The sequence below is a fragment of the Kribbella sp. NPDC050820 genome (assembly GCF_040653975.1).
Taxonomy (GTDB): domain Bacteria; phylum Actinomycetota; class Actinomycetes; order Propionibacteriales; family Kribbellaceae; genus Kribbella.
On sequence record NZ_JBFAHB010000030.1, the window covers coordinates 26152 to 50726 of the forward strand.

Annotated in this window: 25 protein-coding genes and 1 tRNA gene; 15 read left to right on the forward strand and 11 right to left on the reverse strand. The window is 69.5% G+C overall.

Features of this window, described 5'->3' with window-relative positions:
• Nucleotides 1-7: 7 nt before the first annotated feature.
• Nucleotides 8-1324 (reverse strand): hypothetical protein, encoded by a 1317-nt coding sequence (locus tag AB0H36_RS24385; protein WP_360527602.1) that lies wholly within the window; start codon nt 1322-1324, stop codon nt 8-10.
• 865 nt (nt 1325-2189) lie between these two features.
• Between AB0H36_RS24385 and AB0H36_RS24390 the strand changes: the two genes are divergently transcribed.
• A complete protein-coding gene (locus AB0H36_RS24390) occupies nt 2190-2702 on the forward strand; it encodes a hypothetical protein (RefSeq protein WP_360527605.1) in 513 nt (170 codons plus the stop codon).
• Here AB0H36_RS24390 and AB0H36_RS24395 read toward each other — a convergent pair.
• The 3 genes from AB0H36_RS24395 to AB0H36_RS24405 all read right to left on the reverse strand — a co-directional run bounded on the left by AB0H36_RS24395 (nt 2699) and on the right by AB0H36_RS24405 (nt 6462).
• The gene (locus tag AB0H36_RS24395) at nt 2699-4069 is read right to left on the reverse strand and encodes a TrpB-like pyridoxal phosphate-dependent enzyme (RefSeq protein WP_360527608.1); all 1371 of its coding nucleotides are present in this window, start codon (nt 4067-4069) and stop codon (nt 2699-2701) included. The genes AB0H36_RS24390 and AB0H36_RS24395 overlap by 4 nt on opposite strands.
• A gap of 80 nt (nt 4070-4149) precedes the next feature.
• Entirely contained in the window at nt 4150-5193 is a 1044-nt protein-coding gene (locus AB0H36_RS24400) for an adenosine deaminase (RefSeq protein WP_360527611.1), read from the reverse strand.
• Nucleotides 5194-5268: 75 nt separating this feature from the next.
• Nucleotides 5269-6462, reverse strand: a complete 1194-nt coding sequence (locus tag AB0H36_RS24405; RefSeq protein WP_360527614.1) for a pyridoxal phosphate-dependent aminotransferase — start codon at nt 6460-6462, stop codon at nt 5269-5271.
• Nucleotides 6463-6803: 341 nt separating this feature from the next.
• Here AB0H36_RS24405 and AB0H36_RS24410 point away from each other — a divergent pair.
• The 5 genes from AB0H36_RS24410 (at nt 6804) to rplA (ending at nt 9765) form a co-directional block, all read left to right on the forward strand.
• Nucleotides 6804-6876, forward strand: a tRNA-Trp gene (locus AB0H36_RS24410).
• Nucleotides 6877-6931: 55 nt separating this feature from the next.
• Nucleotides 6932-7174, forward strand: a complete 243-nt coding sequence (gene secE, locus AB0H36_RS24415; protein ID WP_020388149.1) for a preprotein translocase subunit SecE — start codon at nt 6932-6934, stop codon at nt 7172-7174.
• A 425-nt stretch (nt 7175-7599) separates the two neighbouring features.
• A complete protein-coding gene (nusG, locus tag AB0H36_RS24420) occupies nt 7600-8466 on the forward strand; it encodes a transcription termination/antitermination protein NusG (protein WP_360527797.1) in 867 nt (288 codons plus the stop codon).
• A gap of 11 nt (nt 8467-8477) precedes the next feature.
• The gene (rplK, locus tag AB0H36_RS24425) at nt 8478-8909 is read left to right on the forward strand and encodes a 50S ribosomal protein L11 (protein WP_132319511.1); all 432 of its coding nucleotides are present in this window, start codon (nt 8478-8480) and stop codon (nt 8907-8909) included.
• A gap of 133 nt (nt 8910-9042) precedes the next feature.
• On the forward strand, nt 9043-9765 hold the full coding sequence (rplA, locus tag AB0H36_RS24430; RefSeq protein WP_360527619.1) for a 50S ribosomal protein L1: 723 nt from the start codon (nt 9043-9045) through the stop codon (nt 9763-9765).
• A 54-nt stretch (nt 9766-9819) separates the two neighbouring features.
• Here the strand turns inward: rplA and AB0H36_RS24435 are convergent, their stop codons facing one another.
• Both AB0H36_RS24435 and AB0H36_RS24440 read right to left on the reverse strand, forming a co-directional pair.
• A complete protein-coding gene (locus tag AB0H36_RS24435) occupies nt 9820-10674 on the reverse strand; it encodes a formyltransferase family protein (protein ID WP_360527622.1) in 855 nt (284 codons plus the stop codon).
• 5 nt (nt 10675-10679) lie between these two features.
• Nucleotides 10680-11723 carry an alpha-hydroxy acid oxidase gene (locus AB0H36_RS24440; RefSeq protein ID WP_360527625.1) on the reverse strand — a complete coding sequence of 348 codons (1044 nt, stop codon included), beginning with the start codon at nt 11721-11723 and terminating at the stop codon, nt 10680-10682.
• A gap of 226 nt (nt 11724-11949) precedes the next feature.
• On the opposite strand from AB0H36_RS24440, the gene AB0H36_RS24445 reads away from it, so the two are divergent.
• Nucleotides 11950-13065 (forward strand): hypothetical protein, encoded by a 1116-nt coding sequence (locus tag AB0H36_RS24445; RefSeq protein ID WP_360527628.1) that lies wholly within the window; start codon nt 11950-11952, stop codon nt 13063-13065.
• On the opposite strand, the gene AB0H36_RS24450 is transcribed toward AB0H36_RS24445, so the two are convergent.
• The 4 genes from AB0H36_RS24450 to AB0H36_RS24465 are packed head-to-tail and all read right to left on the reverse strand — an operon-like array spanning nt 13048 to nt 17762.
• Nucleotides 13048-14235 carry a mandelate racemase/muconate lactonizing enzyme family protein gene (locus AB0H36_RS24450; RefSeq protein ID WP_360527631.1) on the reverse strand — a complete coding sequence of 396 codons (1188 nt, stop codon included), beginning with the start codon at nt 14233-14235 and terminating at the stop codon, nt 13048-13050. The two genes, AB0H36_RS24445 and AB0H36_RS24450, sit on opposite strands and share 18 nt — an antisense overlap.
• Nucleotides 14232-14867, reverse strand: coding sequence for a bifunctional 4-hydroxy-2-oxoglutarate aldolase/2-dehydro-3-deoxy-phosphogluconate aldolase (locus tag AB0H36_RS24455; RefSeq protein ID WP_360527634.1), 636 nt, complete (start codon nt 14865-14867; stop codon nt 14232-14234). The genes AB0H36_RS24450 and AB0H36_RS24455 overlap by 4 nt, the downstream gene beginning before the upstream one ends.
• Nucleotides 14864-16456 (reverse strand): D-aminoacylase, encoded by a 1593-nt coding sequence (locus AB0H36_RS24460; RefSeq protein ID WP_360527637.1) that lies wholly within the window; start codon nt 16454-16456, stop codon nt 14864-14866. Before AB0H36_RS24460 ends, AB0H36_RS24455 begins: the two co-directional genes overlap by 4 nt.
• 1 nt (nt 16457) lies before the next feature.
• The gene (locus tag AB0H36_RS24465) at nt 16458-17762 is read right to left on the reverse strand and encodes an amino acid deaminase (RefSeq protein WP_360527640.1); all 1305 of its coding nucleotides are present in this window, start codon (nt 17760-17762) and stop codon (nt 16458-16460) included.
• Between the two features lie 119 nt (nt 17763-17881).
• Between AB0H36_RS24465 and AB0H36_RS24470 the strand changes: the two genes are divergently transcribed.
• From AB0H36_RS24470 to AB0H36_RS24485, 4 genes are all read left to right on the forward strand, one after another.
• Complete coding sequence (locus AB0H36_RS24470) at nt 17882-18874, forward strand: sugar kinase (protein ID WP_360527643.1); 993 nt, start codon at nt 17882-17884, stop codon at nt 18872-18874.
• Entirely contained in the window at nt 18871-19605 is a 735-nt protein-coding gene (locus tag AB0H36_RS24475; protein WP_360527646.1) for an IclR family transcriptional regulator, read from the forward strand. The genes AB0H36_RS24470 and AB0H36_RS24475 overlap by 4 nt, the downstream gene beginning before the upstream one ends.
• Before the next feature lie 5 nt (nt 19606-19610).
• Entirely contained in the window at nt 19611-20024 is a 414-nt protein-coding gene (locus AB0H36_RS24480) for a Rid family detoxifying hydrolase (RefSeq protein ID WP_360527649.1), read from the forward strand.
• A 119-nt stretch (nt 20025-20143) separates the two neighbouring features.
• Nucleotides 20144-20353, forward strand: coding sequence for a hypothetical protein (locus AB0H36_RS24485; protein ID WP_360527652.1), 210 nt, complete (start codon nt 20144-20146; stop codon nt 20351-20353).
• On the opposite strand, the gene AB0H36_RS24490 is transcribed toward AB0H36_RS24485, so the two are convergent.
• The gene (locus tag AB0H36_RS24490; protein ID WP_360527655.1) at nt 20325-21161 is read right to left on the reverse strand and encodes a fumarylacetoacetate hydrolase family protein; all 837 of its coding nucleotides are present in this window, start codon (nt 21159-21161) and stop codon (nt 20325-20327) included. The genes AB0H36_RS24485 and AB0H36_RS24490 overlap by 29 nt on opposite strands.
• Before the next feature lie 102 nt (nt 21162-21263).
• Between AB0H36_RS24490 and AB0H36_RS24495 the strand changes: the two genes are divergently transcribed.
• The 4 genes from AB0H36_RS24495 to rplL all read left to right on the forward strand — a co-directional run bounded on the left by AB0H36_RS24495 (nt 21264) and on the right by rplL (nt 24555).
• Nucleotides 21264-22088, forward strand: coding sequence for an IclR family transcriptional regulator (locus AB0H36_RS24495; RefSeq protein ID WP_360527658.1), 825 nt, complete (start codon nt 21264-21266; stop codon nt 22086-22088).
• Entirely contained in the window at nt 22085-23257 is a 1173-nt protein-coding gene (locus tag AB0H36_RS24500; protein WP_360527661.1) for an MFS transporter, read from the forward strand. Before AB0H36_RS24495 ends, AB0H36_RS24500 begins: the two co-directional genes overlap by 4 nt.
• 224 nt (nt 23258-23481) lie before the next feature.
• Complete coding sequence (gene rplJ, locus AB0H36_RS24505; RefSeq protein ID WP_360527664.1) at nt 23482-24102, forward strand: 50S ribosomal protein L10; 621 nt, start codon at nt 23482-23484, stop codon at nt 24100-24102.
• Nucleotides 24103-24168: 66 nt separating this feature from the next.
• Nucleotides 24169-24555, forward strand: a complete 387-nt coding sequence (gene rplL / locus AB0H36_RS24510; protein WP_360527667.1) for a 50S ribosomal protein L7/L12 — start codon at nt 24169-24171, stop codon at nt 24553-24555.
• Nucleotides 24556-24575: the final 20 nt, after the last annotated feature.

Consider the following 24575-nt stretch of genomic DNA (forward strand, 5'->3'; position numbering starts at 1 on the left):
TACTCCTCTACTTGCTGGGGATCGCGCGGATGGCGGGGTGGCGAGTGAACACCCGGATGGAGCCGTGGAGGGCGAGGGCTTTCGGGTCGATGGCGTGGCGGCTGAGCCGGGTGAGTGCGGCGACTTCGCTGATGCGGTGGATCAGCGGCCGGACGCGGTACTCGACCGGTGTGCTGAGGACGGCCGAGACCGCTTCGGTGGCACCCTCCAGCTCGCCGAGTTGCAGGTGTGCCTTGGCGAGTTGGAGGCGGACCATGCGTTCCGATCCGAAGTTGCGGATCGCGTGCGGCGCTGCCTCGAACATCGCGACGCCGTGGTCGGCATGCTTCAACGTCTCGACCACCTCGCCGAGCGCGAGGTGTGCGTCGGACCAGATCCCCTCGGCGCGTTCTGGCGTACACAGGAACGGGCCGCCGAACTCGGGTACGTCGGTCCGGACCGTCGTACGCATGGCGATCGACAGGGCCTCGCGGGCCTCGGCGTGGCGGCCGGATCGGGCCAGGTCGACTGCCGACGCGCTCGCGAGGAACAACGTCGAGCTGCCGCGTGCGTACTGCAGGCCGTCGTGCGCGTACGCCGCCGCAGCAGCGAAGTCGTCCTGCCAGAAGGCGGCGGTGTGCTGCGTGGCGCGGACCCAGGCACGCAGGTCGTCGTGGTCGGCCGCGTCGGCGCAGGCCCACGCGGTCCGGGTATGGCTCTCGGCGACGTCGGGGCGGCCGAGGTCTACCGCCATCCAGCCGAGCAGCGTCAGCGCCCAGCCGGCCGTGGCATACAGGTCGCGGGCCTGGTTCGGTGACTGCCGTCCGGACAGCAGTCGGAAGGCACGGTCGCGTACGGCGCGGGTGCGGACGAACAACGCTTTCGTCTGCGTGCGTAGGTAGCTCTGGCTGATCCGGTGGATGTCCGCTTGCAGCTGTTCGACGGTCAGGTCGCCGACGTTCGACTCCTCGGCGAGGGCGAGCAGGCCGAACGACTCGTCACCGGCCTGCACGAGGTCGTCCTCGATCCCGAGCACCGAGCTGGTCCCTGGCTCCGGGTCGACGGTGCCGGGACCACCCGGCGGGACGAAACCGAGCTCGCTGTCGTCGGCGACATTCAGCACGAAGCGCAGGCCGGACCGGTACGCCGCACCCGGCCAGCGGACTGCGCCGCGTTCGAGCTTGGCGATGTAGTGGCCGTCGAGCTCGTACTTCGTCTCGGTCGTCTCCCACAGCCACGTGCAGACCGCCTCCGCGAGCTCGGCCCGGGACATCTGCTCACCGGGCGCGCGCCGCGACGGCGTCCGCTCGCGGGCGGCTCGCAGCAGTTCGTTGGGCTCTGGCATGGCGGTAACTGTAGGTGCCCAAACACCGTCTGCGACCGCCTCAAAGGCCCCTGTGGATGATCTGCCCCCAACTGCCCCGCGCTGCCCCGCCCTGCCCCGATTGCCCCGCCCCACAAGGGCCTTCAGCACCCTCAACTCCCGTGCCACGTCGCCGCGCCGGGGCAGATTGCTCCTCGACGGCCGCTAGCTGAGCGTGAACCCCGGGGCATCCCAGGGCAACCCGGGGCAGATCCCCCCACGAAAGCCCCACCACTCCGCAACAGCCCGGCTTCTACCAGGGGCAAATCAACCCCACCCCCCGGGCCCCACCAAGGCCGAAGCCATCCCGCACCACGCCGCCGAGGGAGGGGCGGAACGCACGGGCGGCAGCCGCGGGTGCTTGGTGCACGAGCGGCAGCCGTGCGAGCAGCCGGCGGTGCGCTGGGCAGGGTGTACGAGCGGCAGCCGTGCAACAGCCGTGTGTGCGCGGGCGCAGGGGCTGAGGTCACCCGGCAAGTGCATGCGCACGAGCGCGCGGTGTGGGGTGCACGGGCTGCTGAGTGGTCGCTCAGGTCGCCGGCGGCGAGGGCAGCAGCGGGGTGCGGGGCAGATGCGCGCGCAGTGTGGGGCAGGGGTGTCAGAGTGCGGGCACCCCGAGCGGTGGACGGTGTGGAAGTGCACGGGGTGCGGGGTGGCACAAGGGGAGCGAGGTGGTGCCAGGCACAAGGGGGTCGCAAGGGTGTCGAGGTGCATGAGATGGACCAGGCACGAGGGGGGCTGAGGTGTACGAAGCCCACGGGCCGAGAGGTGGCAGGGGTGTGGGTGCGAGGAGTGCGTGCGGTGGAGTTGGCGGGTGGTTGGGGGTGGTGGGTTCTAGGGTTGGCGGGTGGCTGAGGAGGCGGTGACGACGTTGCACGCGGAGCTTGCGCGGTTTGGGCGGGCGGAGGCGGCGTTCGCGTTGTTGGAGGTGTTTCTGGAGGTCGCCGGGCCGCGCTTGGGGCCGGTGGTGCTCGATCCGGTCGGGTTGAGGTTGCCGGACGAGATGACCGACGACCGGGTGGTGGTTCAGGGGCTGATCGACGCGATCGAGCAGGAGCCGCGGCCGAAGCGGCGATTGCTGCAGACCACCGAGCGGACCTACGACATGGCTGACGACCAGGCCCGCTGGGACTACGTGCGACTGGCGTACTGCTCGAACCTTGCCACCGTGTGGAGCGATGGGCTTCGTGTGTCGTACTTCGAGGTCGCCGACCAGATCAGCGCGACGTACTGGTTGCCGGAGACGCTCAAGGCGCAGTACTTCGAGGCGATTGCGGCCAGGGGTTGGGCCGTCCCGGACGACTGGTTGAGCGCCGTGGGGAAGCGGCCCAAGCCCTGGTGGAAACGGGGTGGAAGCTAGCTGAGGGCGGGGAGGCGGCTGAGGGCTTGCTGGACGGCGGACTGGATTTCGGCGTCGTCCCAGGCTCGGTCGGTGATGGTGTCGGTGAGGTACGCGTTGTAGGCGGCGAGATCCAGGTGGCCGTGGCCGCAGAGGGCGGTGAGGATGACCTTCTCCTCGCCGGACTCCTTGCAGCGTTGGGCTTCCTCGATCGCCGCCGCGAGCGCGTGGGTCGGCTCGGGAGCAGGCACGATGCCCTCGGTGCGGGCGAACTGGACGCCGGCCGCGAAGCACTCGGACTGCGGTTTGGCGACGGCCTCGATCTCGCCGGTCTCGTAGAGGTGGCTGATCAGCGGGCTCATCCCGTGGTACCGCAGGCCGCCGGCGTGGATCGGGTCCGGGACGAAGTCGTGGCCGAGGGTGTGCATCTTCATCAGCGGCGTCATCCCGATCGTGTCGCCGAAGTCGTACGCGTACGTCCCCTGGGTCAGCGACGGGCATGCGGCCGGCTCGACCGCGCGGACGACCGGCGCCATCCGGCCCGCCCACTTCTCCCGCATGAACGGGAACGCCAGGCCGCCGAAGTTCGACCCGCCGCCGGTGCAGCCCACCAGCAGGTCGGGTGTCTCGCCGACCATCGCGAGCTGGATCAGCGCCTCCTCGCCGATGATCGTCTGGTGCAGCAGCACGTGGTTGAGGACCGACCCGAGCGCGTAGTGCACCTCGGGATCCTGCACCGCGACCTCGACCGCCTCACTGATCGCGATCCCGAGCGACCCGGTCGACGACGGGTTCTCGGCCAGGATCTTCCGCCCGGCCTCGGTGAGCTCCGACGGGCTCGGGTGCACGGTCGCGCCGAAGACCTCCATCATCGTCCGCCGGTACGGCTTCTGGTCGTACGACGCCCGCACCTGCCAGACCTCGCACTCCAGCCCGTACTGCGCGCACGCAAACGCCAGCGCAGTACCCCATTGACCGGCACCGGTCTCGGTGGTGAGCTTCCGGACGCCCGACTTCGCGTTGTAGAACGCCTGCGGCACAGCGGTGTTCGGCTTGTGCGACCCGGCCGGGGAGACGCCTTCGTACTTGTAGTAGATCCGCGCCGGGGTATCGAGCGCCTTCTCCAGCCGATGCGCCCGATAGAGCGGACTCGGCCGCCAGAGCCGGTAGACGTCCAGCACCTCACCGGGGATGTCGACGTACTGGTCCTGGGAGACCTCCTGCAGGATCAGGTCCATCGGGAACAGCGGCGCCAGATCGTCCGGCCCCACTGGTTGCCCGGTGCCCGGATGCAGCACCGGCGGCGGTGGCGTGGGCAGATCGTGCAGCACGTTGTACCAACGGGTCGGCAGCTCGTCCTCTGGCAGCAGGATCTTCGTCGGCGTCATGCACAGAACGTAATCCCCGCCGAAGCCCCCCGACAATGACCTGCCTAGGAACCGAACCGGCACTCTCCCGGCATTTCGAGCTAGTACGTCGGAACCGCCGCCGGACTGCTGACCCCGAGCCAGGTGTCTACGTCTGTGAGGAGGGCCTTTTGGGCTTCGGGCGGGGCGGTGGAGGCGAGGATCGAGCCGCGGGCCAGGTCGGCCAGTTCTTCGTCGGTGAAGGCGTGGACCGTGCGGGCAGTTTCGTATTGCTCGGCCAGGCGGGAGCCGAAGAGCAGAGGGTCGTCGGCGCCGAGCGCGATTCGGGCGCCCGCTTCGTAGAGTTGTCGCAGCGGGACGTCCTCCGGCCGGTGGTAGACGCCCAACGAGACGTTGGACGCCGGGCAGACCTCCAACGCGACCTGCGCGTCGACCAGACGCTTCAGCAGATCGGGGTCCTCGACCGCGCGCACTCCGTGACCGATGCGCCCGGCGCCCAACTCGTCCAAACAGGTTCGGACAGTTGCCGGGCCGCACAGCTCACCACCGTGCGGCGCAGCGAGCAGCCCGGCGTGCCGCGCGATCCGGAAGGCCGCGGCGAACTCCGACGTCGTCCCCCGGCGCTCGTCGTTCGACAGCCCGAATCCGACCACTCCGCGTCCGACGTACTGCGCGGCGAGTCGAGCCAGCGTCCGTGCGTCCAACGGATGGCGGGTGCGGTTGGCCGCGATCACGACCTGGACCGCGATCCCGGTCGAGGCCGCGGCGTCCCGGGCCGCGTCCAAGACCAGGTCGGTGAACTCGGTGATGCCGTGGAAGCGGTTCGCGTACCCCGACGGGTCGACCTGGATCTCGAGCCAGCGGGAGCCGTCGGCCCGGTCGTCCTCGGCCGCCTCCCGGACCAGGCGCCGGACGTCGTCCTCCGTGCGCAGCACCGAGCGAGCGATGTCGTACAGCCGCTGGAACCGGAACCAGCCGCGCTCGTCGGCCGCAGACAGCTCCGGCGGCCAGTCGGTGCGCAGCGCGTCGGGCAGCCGGACGCCGTGCTTGTCCGCCAGCTCGACCAGCGTCAGGTGCCGCATCGAGCCCGAGAAGTGAAGATGCAGATGCGCCTTCGGCAGCACCCGCAGATCCCGATGCGTCATCACAGAAGGTTACCGATCCACAGCGCCCGGACAGAAATCGGGCCGTCCACCCTGTGGATGGACGGCCCGGAGAGCTCAGCTGAGCAGCTTGGCGATCCGGCCGACGCCCTCGGCCAGGTCCGCGTCGCCGAGCGCGTACGACAGCCGCAGGTACCCGGGCGCGCCGAACGCCTCACCCGGCACCACGGCCACCTCGGCCTCGTCCAGGATGATCTCGGCCAGCTCCGCCGACGAGGCCGGCGTCCGCCCGTTGATCTCCTTGCCGAGCACGCCCTTGACCGACGGGTACGCGTAGAACGCGCCGGTCGGCTCCGGGCACTCGACGCCGGGGATCTCGTTCAGCAGCCGGACCATCGTCTGGCGTCGGCGGTCGAACGCCTTCTTCATCTCGTCGACCGCGCTCAGGTCGCCGGTCAGCGCGGCGATCGCGGCCCGCTGCGCGACGTTGCAGACGTTCGAGGTCTGGTGCGACTGCAGGTTGGTCGCGGCCTTGATGACGTCCTTCGGGCCGATCATCCAGCCGACCCGCCAGCCGGTCATCGCGTAGGTCTTGGCGACGCCGTTGAGGACGACGGTCTTGTCCGCGAGCTCCGGTACGGCGACCGGGATCGACGTGGACTGCGTGTCGCCGTACGTCAGGTGCTCGTAGATCTCGTCGGTGATCACCCACAGGTCGTGCTCGAGCGCCCAGCGACCGATCGCCTCGATCGCCTCCGGGCTGTCGACCGCGCCGGTCGGGTTCGACGGGGAGCAGAACAGCAGGGCCTTGGTCTTCTCGGTCCGGGCCGCCTCGAGCTGCTCGATGGTGACGCAGTAGTTCTGCGTCTCGTCGGCGAGCACCTCGACCGGCACCCCGCCGGCCAGCTGGATGGTCTCCGGGTACGTCGTCCAGTACGGCGCCGGCAGCAGCACCTCGTCACCCGGGTCGAGCAGCGTCGCGAACGTGTTGTAGACCGCGTGCTTGCCGCCGTTGGTGACCAGCACCTGGGCGGCCTCGACCTCGAAGCCGGAGTCGCGCTTGGTCTTGTCGACGATCGCCTGCTTGAGCTCGGGCAGGCCGCCGGCCGGGCTGTAGCGGTGGTTCTTCGGATCGCGGGCGGCCTCGACCGCCGCCTCGACGATGTAGTCCGGCGTCGGGAAGTCCGGCTCGCCGGCGCCGAACCCGATCACCGGCCGGCCGGCCGCCTTGAGCGCCTTCGCCTTGCTGTCGACCGCGAGCGTCGCCGACTCACTGATGGCGCCGATCCGCGCCGAAACCCTGGAACCCATGGCCCCCATCCTGGCACCAGCACTCCCTGTGGTCACATCCGGACCGTCAGGCCATCACAACCGGCGGGATCCGGTGAGAGCCCCGCGGCGGCCTCGTCCGACGGCGTGGTTGTGATGGCGTGGCGGTCCGGGATCCCGGGAACGTGGCGGGCCCCCGGTCCGTTGGGGACGTGGAGGCTGTATGGTTCTGGTCGCGGTGCGGCGCCCGGGTGGGGGTCGTGCGGGGTAGGGCCTCAGTTCGACCAGGTGGCTTCGACCCCGTACACTCTTCTAGTCCGGGCGTTGGTGGCCCTGAATCGGCATGCCCGAGATCAGGTCCCGCGGCGTCCGGAGGATTGCAGAGGGCACTAGCTCAACTGGCAGAGCATCGGTCTCCAAAACCGAAGGTTGGGGGTTCAAGTCCCTCGTGCCCTGCAAATCCTGACCGGCGCAGGGCCGGTCAGGCCGCCGCTAGCGAAAGAGGTAGGTCGTGACGGAGACGCGCACCCCGGCACCGTCCGGCGCCGGCAAACCTGCGGAGAGCAAGTCGGGCAACCGCCTGCTGCGCTTCTACCGCCAGGTGGTCGCCGAGCTCCGCAAGGTCGTCTGGCCGACTCGCAAGCAGCTGTCCACCTACTTCGTGGTCGTCCTGACCTTCGTGGTGTTCGTCATCGCGATCGTCTCGGTCCTCGACCTCGCCTTCGGCTGGGCGATGTTCAAGATCTTCGGCTGAGTTCGCAGCCGCCCACGAACGCCGGGGATCCCGGGCCGCGGCCCGACCCGAAGCAGAGAACCAGACAAGACCCCGATGCAGAGATGACGGAGTACAACGTGTCCGAGCGCGACGACGAGGTCCTCGACTACGAGGGCGAGTTCGACGTATCCGCTGACTCCGACGACGACGTCGATTTCGACTTCGACGAGAACGCCACCGACGACGATGACGACCTGTTCGGTGACGATGACGACGACCCGTTCGCGAACCTCGACGACGCTGACGACGACGCTGACGAGGACGAGGACGAGGACGCTGACGACGACGCCGCGGAGTACACCGCCGACGACGAGGCCGAGGACGGCCCCGCCGACGATGACGACTCCGACGACGAGCCGGTCGTGGTGGTCGCCGCCGCCGACGACGCGGAGGACGACGAGGTCGTGACCGCGTCCGACGTCGAGGACGCCGCCGACGAGCTGGCCGCCGAGACCGCCGAGACGGCGCCCGCGGACACCGACGAGGAGCCGGCCGCCGACGAACTGGTCTTCTCCTCCGCCGGTGACTCCGACGAGGACGCCGAGGACGAGACCGGTACGGCGGCCGACGACGACGCCGACGTGGCCGCGCTCGCCGCCGCGGCCGCTGCCGCGCAGGCCGGCGACGAGGACGAGGAGCCCGAAGAGCCGGGCGACCCGCTCGAGGAGCTGCGCACCCGGCTGCGCTCGCAGTTCGGCGACTGGTACGTGGTGCACACGTACTCGGGGATGGAGAACCGGGTCAAGAGCAACCTGGAGAACCGGATCACCTCCCTGAACATGGAGGACTACATCTTCGAGATCATCGTGCCGACCGAAGAGGTCGCCGAGATCAAGAACGGGCAGCGCCGGATGGTGAAGCGCACCGTGCTCCCCGGCTACGTGCTGGTCCGGATGGACCTGACCGACGAGTCCTGGGCGACCGTGCGGCACACGCCGTCGGTGACCGGCTTCGTCGGGAACAGCCAGAAGCCCGTACCGCTCAGCCTCGAAGAGGTCGAGAAGATGCTCGCTCCGGCCGTCGTGGCGGCGGCCGAGGCGGCGGCTGCCGAAGCCGGCGCCGCACCCACCAAGACCGCGACCAAGAAGAAGGTCGAGGTGGCCGACTTCGGGGTCGGCGACTCGGTCATGGTGGTCGACGGGCCGTTCGCGACCCTGCACGCCACGATCACGGAGATCAACGCCGACGCCCAGCGGATCAAGGCGCTGGTCGAGATCTTCGGCCGGGAGACCCCGGTGGAACTCAGCTTCAGCCAGATCCAGAAAGTCTAAGGACCCGAAGAATGCCTCCGAAGAAGAAGATCGCTGCCCTGGTCAAGGTGCAGCTCCAGGCCGGCGCCGCGACGCCGGCACCGCCGGTCGGTACCGCGCTCGGTCCGCACGGCGTCAACATCATGGAGTTCTGCAAGGCGTACAACGCCCAGACGGAGTCCATGCGCGGCAACGTGGTTCCGGTCGAGATCACCATCTACGAAGACCGCTCCTTCACCTTCATCACCAAGACGCCGCCGGCGCCGGAGATGATCAAGAAGGCCGCCGGTCTGCAGAAGGGCTCGGCCGTTCCGCAGCGCGACAAGGTCGGCAAGATCACCAAGGACCAGGTCCGCGAGATCGCCACCACCAAGATGCCGGACCTGAACGCCCGCGACATCGACGCCGCGATGAAGATCATCGAGGGCACCGCGCGCTCGATGGGCGTCACCGTCGACGGCTGAGACCGGCCGAGAAACAACCAGGTACGACGAACCGCGCCGGCTGACCGGTCGGTCGCCGTACCAGCACCACACTTCACGCAGTTGTGGCAGGGCGAAGCGCCGCCCGCGGACCACACCCCAGAGAGGAACAGCAATGGCACAGCGCAGCAAGGCCTACCGCGCAGTCGCGGAGAAGATCGACTTCGACAAGCTGTACACGCCGATCGAGGCGATCCGGCTGGCCAAGGAGGCCGCCGGCAGCAAGAAGTTCAACTCCACCGTGGACGTCGCGATGCGCCTCGGGGTCGACCCCCGCAAGGCCGACCAGATGGTGCGCGGCACCGTCAACCTTCCGCACGGTACCGGCAAGACGGCACGGGTCCTCGTCTTCGCCACCGGTGACAAGGCCGAGGCCGCACGGGCCGCCGGCGCCGACTTCGTCGGCGACGACGACATGATCAAGAAGGTGACCGACGGCTGGCTCGACTTCGACGCCGTCGTCGCCACCCCCGACCTGATGGGCAAGGTCGGCCGGCTCGGCCGCGTCCTCGGTCCGCGTGGCCTGATGCCGAACCCGAAGACCGGCACGGTCACCCCGGACGTGACGAAGGCCGTGTCCGACATCAAGGGCGGCAAGATCGAGTTCCGGGTCGACCGGCACGCGAACCTGCACTTCATCATCGGCAAGGCGTCCTTCGACGAGGCACAGCTGGTGGAGAACTACAGCGCCGCGCTGGAGGAGATCCTCCGGCTGAAGCCGGCCAGCTCGAAGGGCCGCTACATCAAGAAGACGGTGTTCTCGACCACGATGGGCCCGGGTGTCCAGGTTGACCCCAACCTCACCCGCAACCTCACCGAGGAAAACGCAGACGCCTGATCCACACACACGAAGGGCCCCGGTCACTGACCGGGGCCTTTTGCATTCCTGGAGTCAGGGGGTGGCTCGGGTTAGGTGGAGGGGGTGGTCGGCGGTTTGTAGGGTCCAGCCGTTGGGGTGTTCGGCCAGGACGGTGCCGGGGGGTGTGGGGGACGGGGAGGCGGGGGCGGGGTCGGTGCGGGTGATGAGGTGGGTGGTGCCGTTGAGGGTCAGGCGGGCGGCGGGGGAGGTGACGTTCAGGGCTGCGGCCTTGCGGCGGATCACGTGGGCCGGCTCGGTGAGGTCCAGGAAGTGTTCTGCCTCGGTGAACAACGGGGCTTCGGTGGCGTCGGCCGGGTTCTGCGGGAGGCCGGGATCGCCGGCGACCAGGCGGGGGACGGCTTCGTCCAGGCACTCGGACAGAAGGGTGCGCCAGGTCTGCATGATGCCGGTGCCGTTGAGATCCTCCGGGAGTGGCGCGATCCGCTGTGCCAGGATCGCGCCGGTGTCGAACTCGGCGGCGGTCCGGTGCACGGTCGCGCCGACTCGGTCGTCACCTTCGTAGATCAGCCGTTGCGGCGTCGGCCCGCGGCCGGCCGGGAGCGGCGACGGGTGGCAGTTGATCGCGCCGTACTCGGGGAGCTCGAGGATCTCCGCCGGGATCAGGCGCGGGAACGCGGCCGAGATGATCACGTCCGGGCGGAGCGCCGCGATCGCCGGCGCCGCCACCGTCCGCAGCTTGGCGGTGATCAGCACGTTGCTCTCCGACGGCAGGTCCAGGACCATCGGCCGGATCGAGGCGCCGTACCGGTCGGTGTGCGGCAGCGTGACCACCAGCGCGATCTCGTGACCGTTCCGCTCGGCGAAGTCGTGGACCAGCCGGTAGCCGGCCGGGAAGGCGTTCAGTGTGACGATCCGCAGGCTGTCCACCGCAATCAGTCCCTGAAGTGCCGGGTGACGAGGTCCGGGGTGAGGTCGGCGGGCGTGGGGCAGCCGACCAGGCGCAGGCAGTGCTCCAACTCCTCGCCGAGCTCCGTGAGCAGCCGGGTGACTCCCGCGGAGCCGCCGACCGTGAGCGCCCAGAGCGCCGGCCGGCCGACAAAGACCGCACGAGCGCCCAGTGCCAACGCGGCCAGCACGTGTTCGCCGCGCCGGATACCGCCGTCGACGTAGACCTCCGTACTCGTGCCGGCCAGCGCCTCCGCGACCTCCGGCAGCGCCAGCGCGGTCGGGATCGCACCATCCAGCTGCCGGCCACCGTGGTTCGAGACGATCACACCGGCCGCGCCTGCGTCCGCGCACCGCTTGGCGTCGTCGCCGCGCAGCACGCCCTTCACCACCACGGGCAGCCCGGTGCGCTCGGCGAGCCAGCCGATCACGTCCGGACCCAGGTCGTCCGCCTTCGCCAGGTCGTCGTCGGTCCAGTCACCCGCTGGCAGGTTCGCCAACACCTGACCGGGCTGCACGAGATCCCACACCGTCTCGCCGGTGTCCTCTTTGCGACCGACAACCGGCGTATCGACGGTCAGTACGACGGCCCGCGCCCCACCCTCGACCGCGGCATCGAGCATCCGCTCGGTGACCGACCGGTTTCGCACGACGTAGATCTGCAGCAACCACGGCACCCCGGTCGCCCCGAGATCGGCGAACGTCGTCCCGGCGTTGCTGGACAGTCCGATCAGCGACCCAGCCCCGCCGACTCCAGTCGCCGTCGCAACCTCGCCATCGGGATCCGCCATCCGATGCATCGTCGACGGCGCGACCAGCACCGGTACGTCGACCGGCGTGCCGAGCACCGTCGTCCGCACCGAGACCGTCGACACGTCCTGCAGCACCCGGGGCCGGAACCGGTACGCCGACCACGCCTCGACCGCCTCGCCGGCGCTGATCCCGCCGGCCGAGCCCTGCCGGAAGTACCGATGCACTGCCTCCGGGAGCTTCTCGGCGGCCGCGGCTTCGAGCGTGTCGATCCATCGCATGCGCCCCATCGTCGCACCGGTCCGGTGCTCCGGGCAGAAAATTTCCACACGAGACCTTCGGGCGCGAGCGGGTACCCTGGTCGCATGACGCAGTATGGGCGGCGATTTCTGCGCCCCGGCCGGCACGACGGTGCCGACGGGGTGAGCCGCTGCTGCGCTCTCTCCTGAGGACCGCGGCCGACCGGGGTGGACCCCCGTCGAGACCGTCACCCTTGGAGAGACTCCGATGTCGATCACCATCGAAGAACTGCACGCTGCCCTGTCCCTGCGCGACCTGACCGACCCGGCCCAGGGCCCGCACGCGATCCAGCTGATCGTCGACTCGATCCGTACGGCGCTCGGCCAGGCCTGGCCGTACACCGAGATCTGGACCAGACGCGACCATCCGGTCGTCCCGCTGGCCGACAACTACGACAACCTCGGGTACGCCGCCGACGCGGTGACCCGGGAAGCCCGCTACACCCGCTACGCCTCCGAAGGCGAGGTGTTGCGCAGTCACACGTCCGCGATGATCCCGCCGGCGCTGCGGGAGCTGGCAACGAGTACGTCGTCCGACGTGCTGATGATCTGTGCGGGGATCTGCTACCGCCGCGACTCCGTCGACTGGCAGCACACCGGTACGCCGCACCAGCTCGACCTGTGGCGGATCAGCCGGAACGTCACCCTCGGCGAGCCCGAGCTGGAGGACATGATCGCCCGGCTCGTCGACACCGTCCTGCCGGGCCAGACGTATCGGACGGTGCCCGCGGTGCACCCGTACACGATCCACGGCCGCCAGATCGACGTACTGCTGGACGACCAGTGGATCGAGATCGGTGAGTGCGGTGTCGCGGCGCCGCCCGTGCTCAGGAAGGCCGGTCTGGACGAGAGCTGGACCGGTCTGGCCATGGGGCCGGGGCTGGACCGGCTCTTGATGCTCCGCAAGGGCATCAGGGACATTCGGTTGCTCCGGTCAACCGATCCCCGCGTGGCCGACCAGATGCTCGACCTGTCGCCGTACAAGTCGGTCTCGTCGATGCCACCGGTCCGCCGTGACCTGTCCGTCGTCGTGGACGCGGCAGCCGACCTGTCACCCGAGGCGATCGGTGACAAGGTCCGCAACGCCCTCGGCCCCGACGCCGACGCCGCGGAGTCGGTCGACGTGATCAGCGAGACGTCGTACGACGATCTGCCGCAGCCCGCCCGCGATCGGCTCCAGCTGAACCCCGGCCAGCGAAACGTGCTGGTGCGTCTGATCCTCAGGCCGGTCGACCGGACTCTGACCGACGCGGAGGCGAATGCCCTGCGCGACAAGGTCTACCGGGCACTCCACGAAGGTCCGGTTCTAGAGCTGATCGGTTAGCCGGGAGACCGCGTCCAGGTCGTCACGCAGGCGCACACCATGCCCGGGCGAGGTAGGCAGAACAACCTCGCCCGGGACCAACTCCGGGAGCCCTTCGACCAGTTCGGCGTACCAGGTGCGGATGAAAGACCGAGCGGTTTCCTGGATCAGCCCGTTCGGCTGGCTGCACACCACATGCGTCGCGACAGCGAGCGAGACCGGGCCCGTGCAGTCGTGCGGTGCGATCGGGACCGAGAACGCGTCCGCGAGCGAGGCGATCTTGACCGCCTCGGTGATGCCGCCGGTCCAGCCGATGTCGAGGGTGGCGACGTCGACCGCGCCGCGCTGGAACAGCGGCAGGAAGCCGCGCCGCCCGATGCAGGTCTCGCCGGTCGCGATCGGTACGTCGATCTCCGCGCGGAGCGCACCGAGTGCGTCGGCGGCGTCCGGGCGCAGCGGGTCCTCGATCCAGAACGGGCGGAACTCCGTCAGCGCCCGAGCGAGCTTGGCGGCCGCGGTCCGGGTCCACAAGCCGTGCAACTCGATCATCAGGTCCATCTCGAGTCCGACCTCGGCCCGGATCGCCTCGACGATGTCCAGCCCGGCGGCGAGCGCGCGCGGTGAGATGTCGGTGCCGTTGCTCTCCTCGGCGGCCTGGTCGAACGGCCAGATCTTCATCCCGCGGGTGCCCTCGTCCCACAGTTCGCGGGCAAGCCGGGCCGGGTGGTGCATGAACGCGTACAGGTCCTCGTACTCACCGGCGTCGGCAGGCAGGCCCCAGTTCGAGGAGTTCTGCCGCGTCGACGTGCTGATGTACCGGACGCCCGCGCACGTGTTGTACGTCCGGATGCGATCCCGCACCGGCCCACCGAGCAGCCGCGCCAACGGCAACCCGGTGGCCTGACCCATCAGGTCCCACAGCGCGACGTCGACTGCGCCGTTGCCGCGCAACTCGGCCCCACCGCCCTGATAACCGACGTACGGCGCCAGCACTGCAGCGACCTGTTGCGGCGCCGGGTCGTCCAGATCGAGCAGTACCGGAGCGACCGTCTCGTGGATGTGCGCCTCCACCGCGGCCGCGCCGAAGAAGGACTCGCCGAGGCCGGTCAGCCCGGAGTCCGTGTGCAACCGCACGAAACACAGGTTGGACTGCACTCGCGGCCGGATGGTCTCGACCGCTGTCACCTTCACTGCAGCGCCTTGCAGAACGCCTCGGCCTTGGCGGTGATGTCCTGCCAGTTCCCCGCGACCACGTCCGCCGGGGCGACGACATCCGTACCGGCGCTGACGGCCAAAGCTCCCGCGGCGAGGAAGTCGCGGGCGTTGCCGGCGTTGACGCCACCGGACGGGATCAGCGGCACGCCGGGGAACGGGCCGTTGAGGTCCTTGAAGTACTTCGGCCCGAGCTGGTGGGCCGGGAAGATCTTCACCGCGTCGGAGCCGAGCGCGAGCGCAGTCATCACCTCGGAAGGCGTGAACGCGCCGAGCACGACGGGGATCCCGGCCGCACGCGCGGCCTCGGCGATCGCGGCCGCCTCGGGACCCTGGCCCGGCGTGACCAGGAACTGCGCGCCGGCGTCGATCGCCTGCTTCGCGTGCGCCCCGGTCTGCACGGTGCCCGCGCCCACCACCGCACCGGTTTCCGAAGCGGTCGCCGCGGCGCGTTCGAGATGCTTGGGAAGGTCCGGGGTCGTGTAGGTCAGCTCGACGACATGAATGCCGCCGGCAACCAGCGCGGCGCACAGGTCACGGGCGTCGCTGATCTCCGGCGCCCGCACGACGGTCAGCACACGGTCGGCGCGGAGCAGTTCCAGCGTTTTCATCGGCTTCCTTTCAGGCGGACAGCGCTGCCGGGGAGTGCATCGGTACGGCGGCCGTCGTCGATGACAGCCACACCGTTGACGAAGACGTACGGGATCCCTTCGGCCTGCTGCCGCGGATCGTCGAAGGTCGCGGTGTCGATCACGGTGTCCGGGTCGAACAGCACCAGGTCCGCGTAGTACCCCTCCCGGACCAGCCCGCGATCGGTCAGCCGCAGCCGCCGGGCCGGGCGGCCGGTCAGATGGTGGATGCAGTCGGCGAGCTCCAGGACGCCGAGCTCGCGTACGTACCGGCCGAGATAGCGCGGGAACGTGCCCCACGAGCGCGGATGCGGTTTCGCACCGACCAGGATCGCGTCCGAGCCGCCGGTGTGGCTCGAGTGCCGCATGATCGTCCGGACGTTCTCCTCGTGCCCCACGTGTTGCAGGATCGAGGTGGCCAGGTTGTCCCGGATCAGCAGGTCGAAGAACACCTCAGCCGGCTGCCGGCTGCCCGAGGTGGCCAGGGCCGCGACGGTCTTGCCCACGGCGTCGTTGAGCGCCGGGTTCTTCACGCCGCCGATCTCGATGGTGTTCCAGTCGGTCACGCAGCCGTGGCAGCCGTCCGACCCGAGGTGCTCCATCTCGTGGGCGATCCGCCGGCGCGACTCTGTGTCCTGGAGCCGGGACAGCTGAGCGTCCGGCCCGCCCTCGGCAGTCCAGCTGGGCAGGATCGCCGCGAGGGTTGTTGCGCCAGGCAAGTACGGGTAGGTGTCGGTGGTGACGTCGACGCCGTTCGCGACCGCCTTGTCGATCATCGCCACCAGGTCGGTGCCGCGACCGCGGTTCGGCTCGAAGTTCATCACCGCGTGTGTGAGGTGCAGGGCGCACCCGGACTGCCGGGCCACCTCGACCATCTCGCCGTAAGCGTCCAGTGCGCCTTCGCCGTACGAGCGTTGGTGCGGGCTGTAGTAGCCGCCGTACTCGGCGAGGACTGTGCAGAGCTCGACGAGCTCGGCGGTGGTCGCGAACATGCCGGGGGTGTAAGTGAGGCCGCTGCTCATCCCGACGGCGCCCTGCTGCAGTCCCTCGGCGAGCAGTCGCTTCATCTCGTCGAGCTCGGCGCGGGTGGCCGGACGGTTCTCGGTGCCGACGACCAACATCCGCAGCGTGCCCTGCGGAACCAGGTACGACGCGTTGCAGGCGATCCCCTGGTCGAGACGGTCCAGGTAGCCACCGACTGTGGACCAGGTGAAGTCGAAGTCGTCCGGCTCGCCGTTCCAGCCGGCGATCTGGCGCCGGAGCGCGGCCCGGGTCGGGTCGTCGATCGGGGCGAACGACAGGCCGTCCTGGCCGAGCACCTCCAGCGTGACGCCCTGGCTGACCTTCGCGGTGTGGTCCGGGTTGGCCAGGATCTGCAGGTCGGAGTGCGCGTGCATGTCGATGAAGCCGGGCGACAGCACCAGCTCGTCGGCGTCGATCGTCCGGCGGCCGGCCGGCAGATCGTTGCCGATGGCCACGATGCGGGCGCCGTCGACGGCCACGTCGGCCTGCACGCCGGGAGCGCCGGATCCGTCCAGGACCGTGGCGCCCTTGATCAGGAGGTCGGCCATGTCAGAAGAAGGTCCTGACCAGGTCGACGACGACGGGATCGGCGGCGTCCGGGTCGTGCACGACCGGGATCAGTCCCCATTTGTCGAACGCCGTGCACGGGTGTGAGAGCCCGACCCGGAGCTCGTCGCCGATCAGCACCGGATCGCCGTCGAACCGCAGGTAGCCGTGCTGGTCGTTCAGCTTGGCGACGGTCATCCCGGCCGCCTTCAGCACCGGCTCGCCCTCGGCCCGCGGCCGGATCAGCTGTGGCTCCGGCAGGTCCTGGTCGAACGGCAGGTCGCGTCGGCCGGCGTCGAAGATCGCCAGTCCTGGTTCGGGTTGCGAGGTGATCCGGACCCAGCCGTGCATCGCGGAAACCAGTCGGTCCCCGTCGGTCCGCGGCGCCTCGCCGAGCGGTGACATCCGGCGGTACATGCCGTCGTCGTGGGTGATGTAGGCGCCCGACCGGAGCACCACTCGCGCGCCGTCCTCGCCGAGCGGGGCGAGTACGGTCGCGACGTCGTCGAAGTACTGGCTGCCGCCGGCGCTCACCACGGGTACGACGTCGGCGTCGTACAGACCCTTGAGGCGGGTGTGGATCCCGGCCAGCTCGCGGAGGTACGCGCGCACCGGCTCGAGGTCGGCCTCTTCGACGCCGTGGCCGATCGCACCTTCGTAACCGGCGACGCCGGCGAGCCGCAGGGTCGACGCATTCGCGATCGCCTCGCCGACGGCGACCGCGGTCTCCGCGTCGCGGGCCCCGGTCCGTCCGTCGAGTCCGCCGACCTCCACGAGGACGTCGAGCGGCCGTGCGTCCGGTCCGACGTGCGCCGCCCGGGCCGCCTCCATGATCTCGACCGTCCGGACCGAGTCGGCCCAGACCAGGACCTCGAACGTCGGATCGGCGGCGAGCTCGTCGGCGATCCAGCGCAGCTGCAGCGGGGAGATGATCGCGTTGGCGATGAGCACCCGGCTTACGCCGTACGCGCGGGCGACGCCGAGCTGGAAGCCGTTCGCGAGGGTGATCGCCCAGGAGCCGGCCTCGAGCTGCATCGCCCAGAGGGCGGGCGCCATCGTCGTCTTCCCGTGCGGCGCCAGCTCTACGCCGTGGTGCGCGCACCAGCGAGCCAGGGTGTCCACGTTGTGTCGCAGGCCGGGCGCGGACAGGGTCATCAGCGGAGTGGGCAGCTGGGAGAGCCGCGGCTTGCCGGCCAGCACCTCGGCGACGGTCCGGCCCCAGAAGGCGGGCGGTAGTGCCTTGTCCTGCCAACTCACCTGTTGGTCGGCAAGTGCGGCGAGGGCTGCTGCGTCGTACGAAGCTGGCATCTGATCCCCTGCGGTGGTTGAGATTGCAGAATACGCAACGGTGATTGCGCATTCTGACTTCACGGTTGTAGCATCACGCCCGAACTCCAGTCAAAGACAAGCATTCCGGGAGAACGCCGATGGCGGATGTCGTCTCACGTGCAGTGTGTCTCGGTGAGGCGATGATCATGCTCGCCGGGGACACCGGCGGGCCGCTGGAGGACGTCGAGTCGTTCCGGCGGTCGGTGGGTGGCGCGGAGTGCAACGTGGCCGGCGGACTGGCTGCGCTGGGAGTCTCGACGAGCTGGGTCTCGCGGCTGGGCGACGACGGGTTCGGTCGGCACGTACTGCGCGACCTACAGGAGCGCGGGGTCGACATCGGTGGGGTCGAGGCTGACCCGGACCGGCCGACCGGGCTGTACGTGAAGCACACGACGGACGGTCGCTCCCGGATGCATTACTACCGCTCCGGCTCGGCGGCGTCTGCGATGGATCCGGCGTTCCTGGACCGGCCCGCGGTGCGCGAACGGCTGACCGCTGCCGACTTGGTGCACACGACCGGCATCACCGCGGCCATCTCCAGCACCTGCGCCGAGATGCTGGAGCGCTTGGCCGGCGACGAGCGGGACTACATCTTGAGTGTCGACCTGAACTGGCGGCCGGCCTTGTGGCGCGACAAGGACCCGGAGCCGCTGTGGCGAGTGCTGCGGGCGGCTGACGTCGTACTGATCGGTGCGGACGAGGCTGAGGTCTTCGCGGGGACCAGTGATCCGGATGAGCTGCGTGAGCTGCTCGGGCCGCGGTGCACGTTGGTGATGAAGAACGATGCGCACACTGCGCTCGTGCTGGAGCCGGACGGTCGCCGTACCGAGGTTCCTGCGCTGCAGGTCGAGGTGGTCGAGCCGGTCGGTGCCGGGGACGCGTTTGCGGCGGGATTCCTCGCGGGGACGTTGCAGGGGTTGCCGATGAAGCAGCGGCTGCGGCAGGGGCACCTGGGTGCGGCGGCGGTGCTGGCCGTGCCGGAGGACCACGCTGCGCCGTTGGATCCCGCCGTACGTCAGAAGCTGCTGGACTGCTCCGACGAGGAGTGGGCGGTGGTCAAGGTCGGCCCGTCGGGTGTGACGCTGCCATGAGCCAGAGCCTCGCCAGGGCGTTGCAGATCCTGTCCAGCCTGGGGGAGGGTGAGCGGTCGCTGGACCAGCTGGCGACTGAGCTCGACGTACACAAGACGACCGTGCTGCGGCTGCTGCGCACCATGGAAGCAGACAGGTTCGTACGGCGTGACGAGTCGCACCGCTACCGGTTGGGGTCGCGGCTGTTCTCATTGGCGGACGCGGCTCGCGAACAGCACGTCGTACGCGCGGTCGCTGCACCGCATCTGCTGCAGCTGAACCAGAGGACCGGCCAGACCGTGCACCTCGCGGCCTGGGAGAACGGCGAAGTCATCTACGTCGACAAGCTGGACAGTGTGCGGTCGGTGCGGATGTACTCGCAGGTCGGCGTACCCGCTGCGCTGCACTGCACCGCGGTCGGGAAGGTGTTGCTGGCGGCGCAGCCCAAGCGGCAGCGGGAGGCGTTGCTGGCGGCGATCGACTACCACGCCTTCACCCCGCAGACGATCACCGATCCCGACGTACTGCGGGACGAGCTGGACGAGGTGCGGGCACAGGGCTGGGCGCAGGACCGGGCCGAGCACGAGTCCTTCATCAACTGCATCGGGGCGCCGGTCGCCGACCGCGACGGCCGGATCGTCGGGGCGGTGTCCGTCTCGGTACCCGACGTGCTGCTGAACTACGAGCAGGTGCTGGAGTTGCTGCCAGACCTGCTGGCCACCACGCGAGCGATCAGTGCTGACTACAACTGAGAGGTATGACGCTGATGTCCGACAAGACCGCCGTCTCCACCACCGACGCGCCGGCGCCGCTGCCGGTGTACTCGCAGGGCGTGCGCAAGGGCAACATCCTGCAGGTGTCCGGCCAGGGCTCGGTCGACCCGGCCACCGGCGAGTTCGTCCACCAAGGTGACGTGAAGAGCCAGACCACCCGGGTGCTGCAGAACGTCGAGGCGATCCTGACCGCTGGTGGCGGCAGCTTCGACGACGTGGTGATGATGCGTGTCTACCTCACCACCCGCGACGACTTCGCCGCGATGAACGAGGCCTACGCCGAGTTCCTGTCCGCCCGGACCCCGAGCGGCGTCCTCCCCTCCCGCACCACCGTCTTCACCGGCCTCCCCCTCGAAACCATGCTGGTGGAGATCGACGCCCTCGCCGTCCTGGGCTAACCGAGCTTGGGGGCCCGGACGAGGGGTTCGTCGTTGACGGACCGTTTGTCCGGGCCCTGGTCCCACCAGAGTTCTTGGCGGGTGGTGAGGTACGGGTACCAGTTGTTGATTCCGGTGCCGTGGCCGAGGGAGTGGACCACGGCTTCCAGGTAGCCGGTCAGGTCGGCGAAGGCGTCGATGAAGTCGACCGGGCCGTCGTGCGGTGCGAGGGCGAGCTCGCCGGCGGCGCGAGTACGGCGTACGTCGCCGGAGCGTGCCGTGCCAGCCAGGCGTCGATGGAGCGCCAGGACTCGGTGATGGTCATCGGCCGGCGATCACGGGGTTGGTGAGCGTGCCGACGCCGGGGATGCGGCACTCGGCCACGTCACCCGGGGTGATGTGGACGGCTCCCGGCGTACCGGTGGAGATGATGTCGCCGGGGAAGAGCGGCATCACCTTGCTGTGGAAGCTGACCAGGAACGCCGGGCTGAAGGCCATGTTGGACACCGTGTTGCTCCGGTGCACCGAGCCGTTGATCACCGTCGACACCTCGACCGCGTCCAGCGAACCCCAGTGCGCGAGTACGGCGTCCAGCCCGGCGATCGCCGGCCCGAAGGAGAAGAACCCCGGGAAGTTCTTCGACCGGGTCAGGAACCGTGGGTTGCGCTCCAGGATGTCCTCGGCGGTCTGGTCCAGCACGGGGATGACGCCGTACACGTAGTCGAGCGCCTCATCCTCCTCGACCTGGTAGCACTCGCGGCCGATCACCAGCCCGAGCTCGGCCTCGGCCGTGGTCCGAGTGCTCTGCGAGGGCACCGGGATCGGGTCACCCGGCCCGATGATCGTGTGATCGCCCTTCATGAACGAGGCCGGTTCGGTCGGCACGTTCTCCGACAGGTCGCCGGCGTGCTCGAGGTAGTTCAGCCCGATGCCCCAGAGCTTGCGCGGATGCCGGTACGGCGCGACGAACTCGAAGCCGGCCGGGTCGCGGAAATCACCGGCCGCGGCGGCCAGGTCGCTCAGCGACGTCCGCGACAGGATCGACAGCACGTCGCCGTCGAACCCCAGGTCGGCGGCCAGCGCCACCCCGCGCTCCGAGACCACCGCGGCGGCCTCATCGCCTTCAGCAACCCTCACGGACCCCAGCTGGACGGACATGCGGCTCCCAAGTGATCGGCGACGCCTTGCAGCCTAGGGGCCTGGGTGTCCACGGACCGGAAACCCGCGTCCATTTCCCGCATTGTGGGATACTCTGCCGCTATGCAGGAAGAAGAGCTCCGCCGAGGGTCGGTGCAGTCGATCGACCGGGCGGTGGCGATCCTGCGCTGCTTCGACGCCCGCACGCCCGACCTCGGCATCAGCGACCTGGCTCGGGCCACCGGCCTGTCCACCAGCACGGTGCACCGGTTGCTGCTCGCGATGCAGGAGAACGGCCTCATCCGGCAGACCGCGCATCGCCGGTACGCGATCGGCCCGCTCGTCGTGCAACTGGCGCACAGCGGCGGCATCCCGGCCGGCCTGCGTGACGCCGCGATGCCGGTCCTGCGTGAGCTTCGGGACGCCACCGAGGAGACCGCGGCCGTGCACGAGCTGCTTCCGAGTGGGCAACGGGTCGTCCTCGACCAGGTCGAGAGCCGGCACCAGTTGCGCCGTACCTACACGGAGTTCGGCATCCCGGTGCCGCTGCCGCTGGGGGCGCCGGGGAAGGTGCTGCTCGCGTTCTCGCCGTGGCAACGGCAGGCCGAGGTGCTGGCCGCGCCACTCGAGCAGGTGCTTCCGCAGACGATCACAGACCCCGCCGTACTGGCTGCGCAACTGGCCGAGATCCGGACGAGAGGCTTCGCCAAGTCGATGTCGGAACGCACACCGGGGATCAGGTCCGTCTCGGCCCCGGTCTTCGACTACTCCGGTCAGGCCGTGGGGTGCCTGTCGATCTCCGGTCCCGAGTTGCGGCTGCCGGCGGAGCGGTTGGAAGAGCTCGGCGAGCTGATCGTCCCGGCGGCGTGGACGGTGTCCGAGTTGCTCGGGGCGACCGAGGCCGAGCGCGACCGCCGTACGGCGCTGGCGTCCGGGCCGGCTTCATGAATCTCTGGCGAATCGCGCCGTCGGTCTACCTCCCGGCGCTGCTCTACGGCATCGGCCAGGGCGCGATCGCACCGGTCGTGGCCGTGTCCGCCACTCATCTCGGGGCCTCGGTCGCGGTCGCCGGGCTGGTCGTCGCGGCCGCGGGCCTCGGCCAGGTCATCGGCGACATCCCGGCCGGCGCGCTCACCAGCAAAATCGGTGAACGCCACGCGATGCTGCTCGCGACCGGCCTGGTCGCGCTGGCCCTGGTCGCCTGCCTCCTGGTACCGACGGTCTGGGGGCTCGCGATCGCGATCGGCGCTACCGGCGTCGCCGGCGCGGTCTGGGGACTGGCCCGGCAGGCCTACCTGAGCGAGGCCGTGCCGATCGAGATGCGGGCTCGTGCACTGTCCACACTCGGGGGTGTACAGCGCATCGGCTCCTTCATCGGCCCGTTCCTCGGCGCGTTCGCGATGCGGTTCCTCGGCACCGACGGCGCCTACTGGGTCCACCTGGTCGCCGCTGTCCTGGCCTGCGGCGTCCTGCTCAGCCTGCCCGACATCGAGTCGGTACGGCGGACGCGCGGCAGCCGTCCCGTGGTCGCGCAGTCGACGTGGACCGTGATCCGGGAGCACCTGCCGGTGTTGCGGACCCTGGGGGTCGGGGCGCTGCTGGTCGGTGCGGTCCGGGCGTCGCGTCAGGTGGTGATCCCGCTGTGGGCGCTGCACATCGGACTCGATCCGGAGACCACCAGCATCATCTTCGGGCTGTCCGGCGCCGTCGACATGCTGCTGTTCTACCCGGCCGGGTCGGTGATGGACCGCCTCGGTCGCAAGTGGGTCGCCGTACCGTCGATGTTCGTCCTCGGTCTGGCGCACCTGCTGCTGCCGCTGACCCACACCATGGTGACGCTGACCGCGGTCGCGCTGCTAATGGGGATCGGCAACGGGTTGGGTGCCGGCGTGATCATGACGCTGGGGGCTGATGCGTCGCCGGCGGTCGGGCGGGCTCAGTTCCTGGGGGCGTTCAGGTTGTTCGCGGACACCGGGAACGGCGCTGGTCCACTGCTGCTGGCGGGTGCCACGGCGATGCTCGGCCTGGCGCCGGCGATCGTGATCATGGCGGCTACCGGCTGGGCAGCGGCGACCGCGATGCACCGCTGGATCCCGCCCCATCCCCGGCCGATTTGATTAAGGATGCGTACACCAGGCACACTGTCTACTGCCGAAGACCGCTGGTTGTCGCCCTTGTGTGAAAGTGTGAGGGTGACTGAAGGTCCCACTCTCGAGTGGGCGGCCCGCGCAGGTGAGCTTAGACAGTGTGAGTTGTTCCTTTCACGCCCTTTGCGCCTGCGCAGGGGCGTTTTTCTTTTGTCCAGGGGTCCGCGGCGTGGAAGCCAAGAGAAGGAGACCCCATGGCGAGGCCGGACAAGGCAGCCGCAGTCGCCGAGCTGACGGACGAGTTCCGCAGCTCGAACGGCGCCGTGCTGACCGAGTACCGCGGACTCACCGTGGCGCAGCTCAAGCAACTGCGGACTGCGCTCGGTGACGATGTGAACTACGCCGTGGTGAAGAACACGCTGACCAAGATCGCGGCCAAGGACGCCGGTTTCGAGTCGTTCGACTCGCTGCTGCAGGGTCCCTCGGCCATCGCCTTCATCAAGGGCGACCCGGTGGTCGCGGCCAAGGGCCTGCGTGACTTCGCCAAGGCGAATCCCCATCTCGTCATCAAGGGTGGAGTGCTGGAAGGCAAGGCACTCGGCTCTGACGAGATCAGCAAGCTCGCTGACCTGGAGTCGCGTGAGGTTCTCCTCGCGAAGCTCGCAGGTGCGATGAAGGCGGCTCCGCAGCAGGCGGTGTCGCTGTTCGCTGCTCCGCTGTCGCAGGCCGCGCGCCTGTTCGCGGCGCTGCAGGAGAAGCTGCCGGCCGACGCCGCCCCTGTGCAGGACGCAGTGGCGGACGAGGCACCCGTGCAGGACACGGTCGAGGCACCTGCCGAGGCGAGCACCGAGGAGACCGCTTCGGCTGACAGCTGAAGCGAATCTCGCCCGTAGTACCCCATCAGTGATCACGAAGTACCACAGTTAGGAAGGACCGCCACCATGGCGAAGCTCAGCACCGAAGAGCTCCTCGGCCAGTTCAAGGAACTGACCCTGCTGGAGCTGTCGGAGTTCGTTAAGGCGTTCGAGGAGGAGTTCGGCGTCACCGCCGCCGCCCCGGTCGCCGTTGCCGCCGCCCCGGGCGCGCCGGCTGCCGCTGCCGAGGAGGCCGCGGAGCAGGACGAGTTCGACGTCGTTCTCGAGAGCGCCGGCGACAAGAAGATCCAGGTCATCAAGGAGGTGCGCGGTCTCACGAGCCTCGGCCTGAAGGAGGCCAAGGACCTCGTCGAGTCGGCCCCGAAGGCCGTCCTGGAGAAGGTCGACAAGGCTGCCGCGGAGAAGGCCAAGGAGGCCCTCGAGGGCGCCGGCGCCACCGTCACCCTGAAGTGACCTGTGCGGTCCGAGACCGC

What these genes read in the sequence shown, in the direction of transcription:
- AB0H36_RS24385 (WP_360527602.1), bottom strand. Translation starts at nt 1,324, where the DNA reads ATGCCAGAGCCCAACGAACTGCTGCGAGCCGCCCGCGAGCGGACGCCG.
- AB0H36_RS24395 (WP_360527608.1), bottom strand. Translation starts at nt 4,069, where the DNA reads ATGACGCCGACGAAGATCCTGCTGCCAGAGGACGAGCTGCCGACCCGT.
- AB0H36_RS24400 (WP_360527611.1), bottom strand. Translation starts at nt 5,193, where the DNA reads ATGACGCATCGGGATCTGCGGGTGCTGCCGAAGGCGCATCTGCATCTT.
- AB0H36_RS24405 (WP_360527614.1), bottom strand. Translation starts at nt 6,462, where the DNA reads ATGGGTTCCAGGGTTTCGGCGCGGATCGGCGCCATCAGTGAGTCGGCG.
- rplK (WP_132319511.1), top strand. Translation starts at nt 8,478, where the DNA reads ATGCCTCCGAAGAAGAAGATCGCTGCCCTGGTCAAGGTGCAGCTCCAG.
- rplA (WP_360527619.1), top strand. Translation starts at nt 9,043, where the DNA reads ATGGCACAGCGCAGCAAGGCCTACCGCGCAGTCGCGGAGAAGATCGAC.
- AB0H36_RS24440 (WP_360527625.1), bottom strand. Translation starts at nt 11,723, where the DNA reads ATGCGATGGATCGACACGCTCGAAGCCGCGGCCGCCGAGAAGCTCCCG.
- AB0H36_RS24445 (WP_360527628.1), top strand. Translation starts at nt 11,950, where the DNA reads ATGTCGATCACCATCGAAGAACTGCACGCTGCCCTGTCCCTGCGCGAC.
- AB0H36_RS24455 (WP_360527634.1), bottom strand. Translation starts at nt 14,867, where the DNA reads ATGAAAACGCTGGAACTGCTCCGCGCCGACCGTGTGCTGACCGTCGTG.
- AB0H36_RS24460 (WP_360527637.1), bottom strand. Translation starts at nt 16,456, where the DNA reads ATGGCCGACCTCCTGATCAAGGGCGCCACGGTCCTGGACGGATCCGGC.
- AB0H36_RS24465 (WP_360527640.1), bottom strand. Translation starts at nt 17,762, where the DNA reads ATGCCAGCTTCGTACGACGCAGCAGCCCTCGCCGCACTTGCCGACCAA.
- AB0H36_RS24470 (WP_360527643.1), top strand. Translation starts at nt 17,882, where the DNA reads ATGGCGGATGTCGTCTCACGTGCAGTGTGTCTCGGTGAGGCGATGATC.
- AB0H36_RS24475 (WP_360527646.1), top strand. Translation starts at nt 18,871, where the DNA reads ATGAGCCAGAGCCTCGCCAGGGCGTTGCAGATCCTGTCCAGCCTGGGG.
- AB0H36_RS24480 (WP_360527649.1), top strand. Translation starts at nt 19,611, where the DNA reads ATGACGCTGATGTCCGACAAGACCGCCGTCTCCACCACCGACGCGCCG.
- AB0H36_RS24490 (WP_360527655.1), bottom strand. Translation starts at nt 21,161, where the DNA reads ATGTCCGTCCAGCTGGGGTCCGTGAGGGTTGCTGAAGGCGATGAGGCC.
- AB0H36_RS24495 (WP_360527658.1), top strand. Translation starts at nt 21,264, where the DNA reads ATGCAGGAAGAAGAGCTCCGCCGAGGGTCGGTGCAGTCGATCGACCGG.
- AB0H36_RS24500 (WP_360527661.1), top strand. Translation starts at nt 22,085, where the DNA reads ATGAATCTCTGGCGAATCGCGCCGTCGGTCTACCTCCCGGCGCTGCTC.
- rplJ (WP_360527664.1), top strand. Translation starts at nt 23,482, where the DNA reads ATGGCGAGGCCGGACAAGGCAGCCGCAGTCGCCGAGCTGACGGACGAG.
- rplL (WP_360527667.1), top strand. Translation starts at nt 24,169, where the DNA reads ATGGCGAAGCTCAGCACCGAAGAGCTCCTCGGCCAGTTCAAGGAACTG.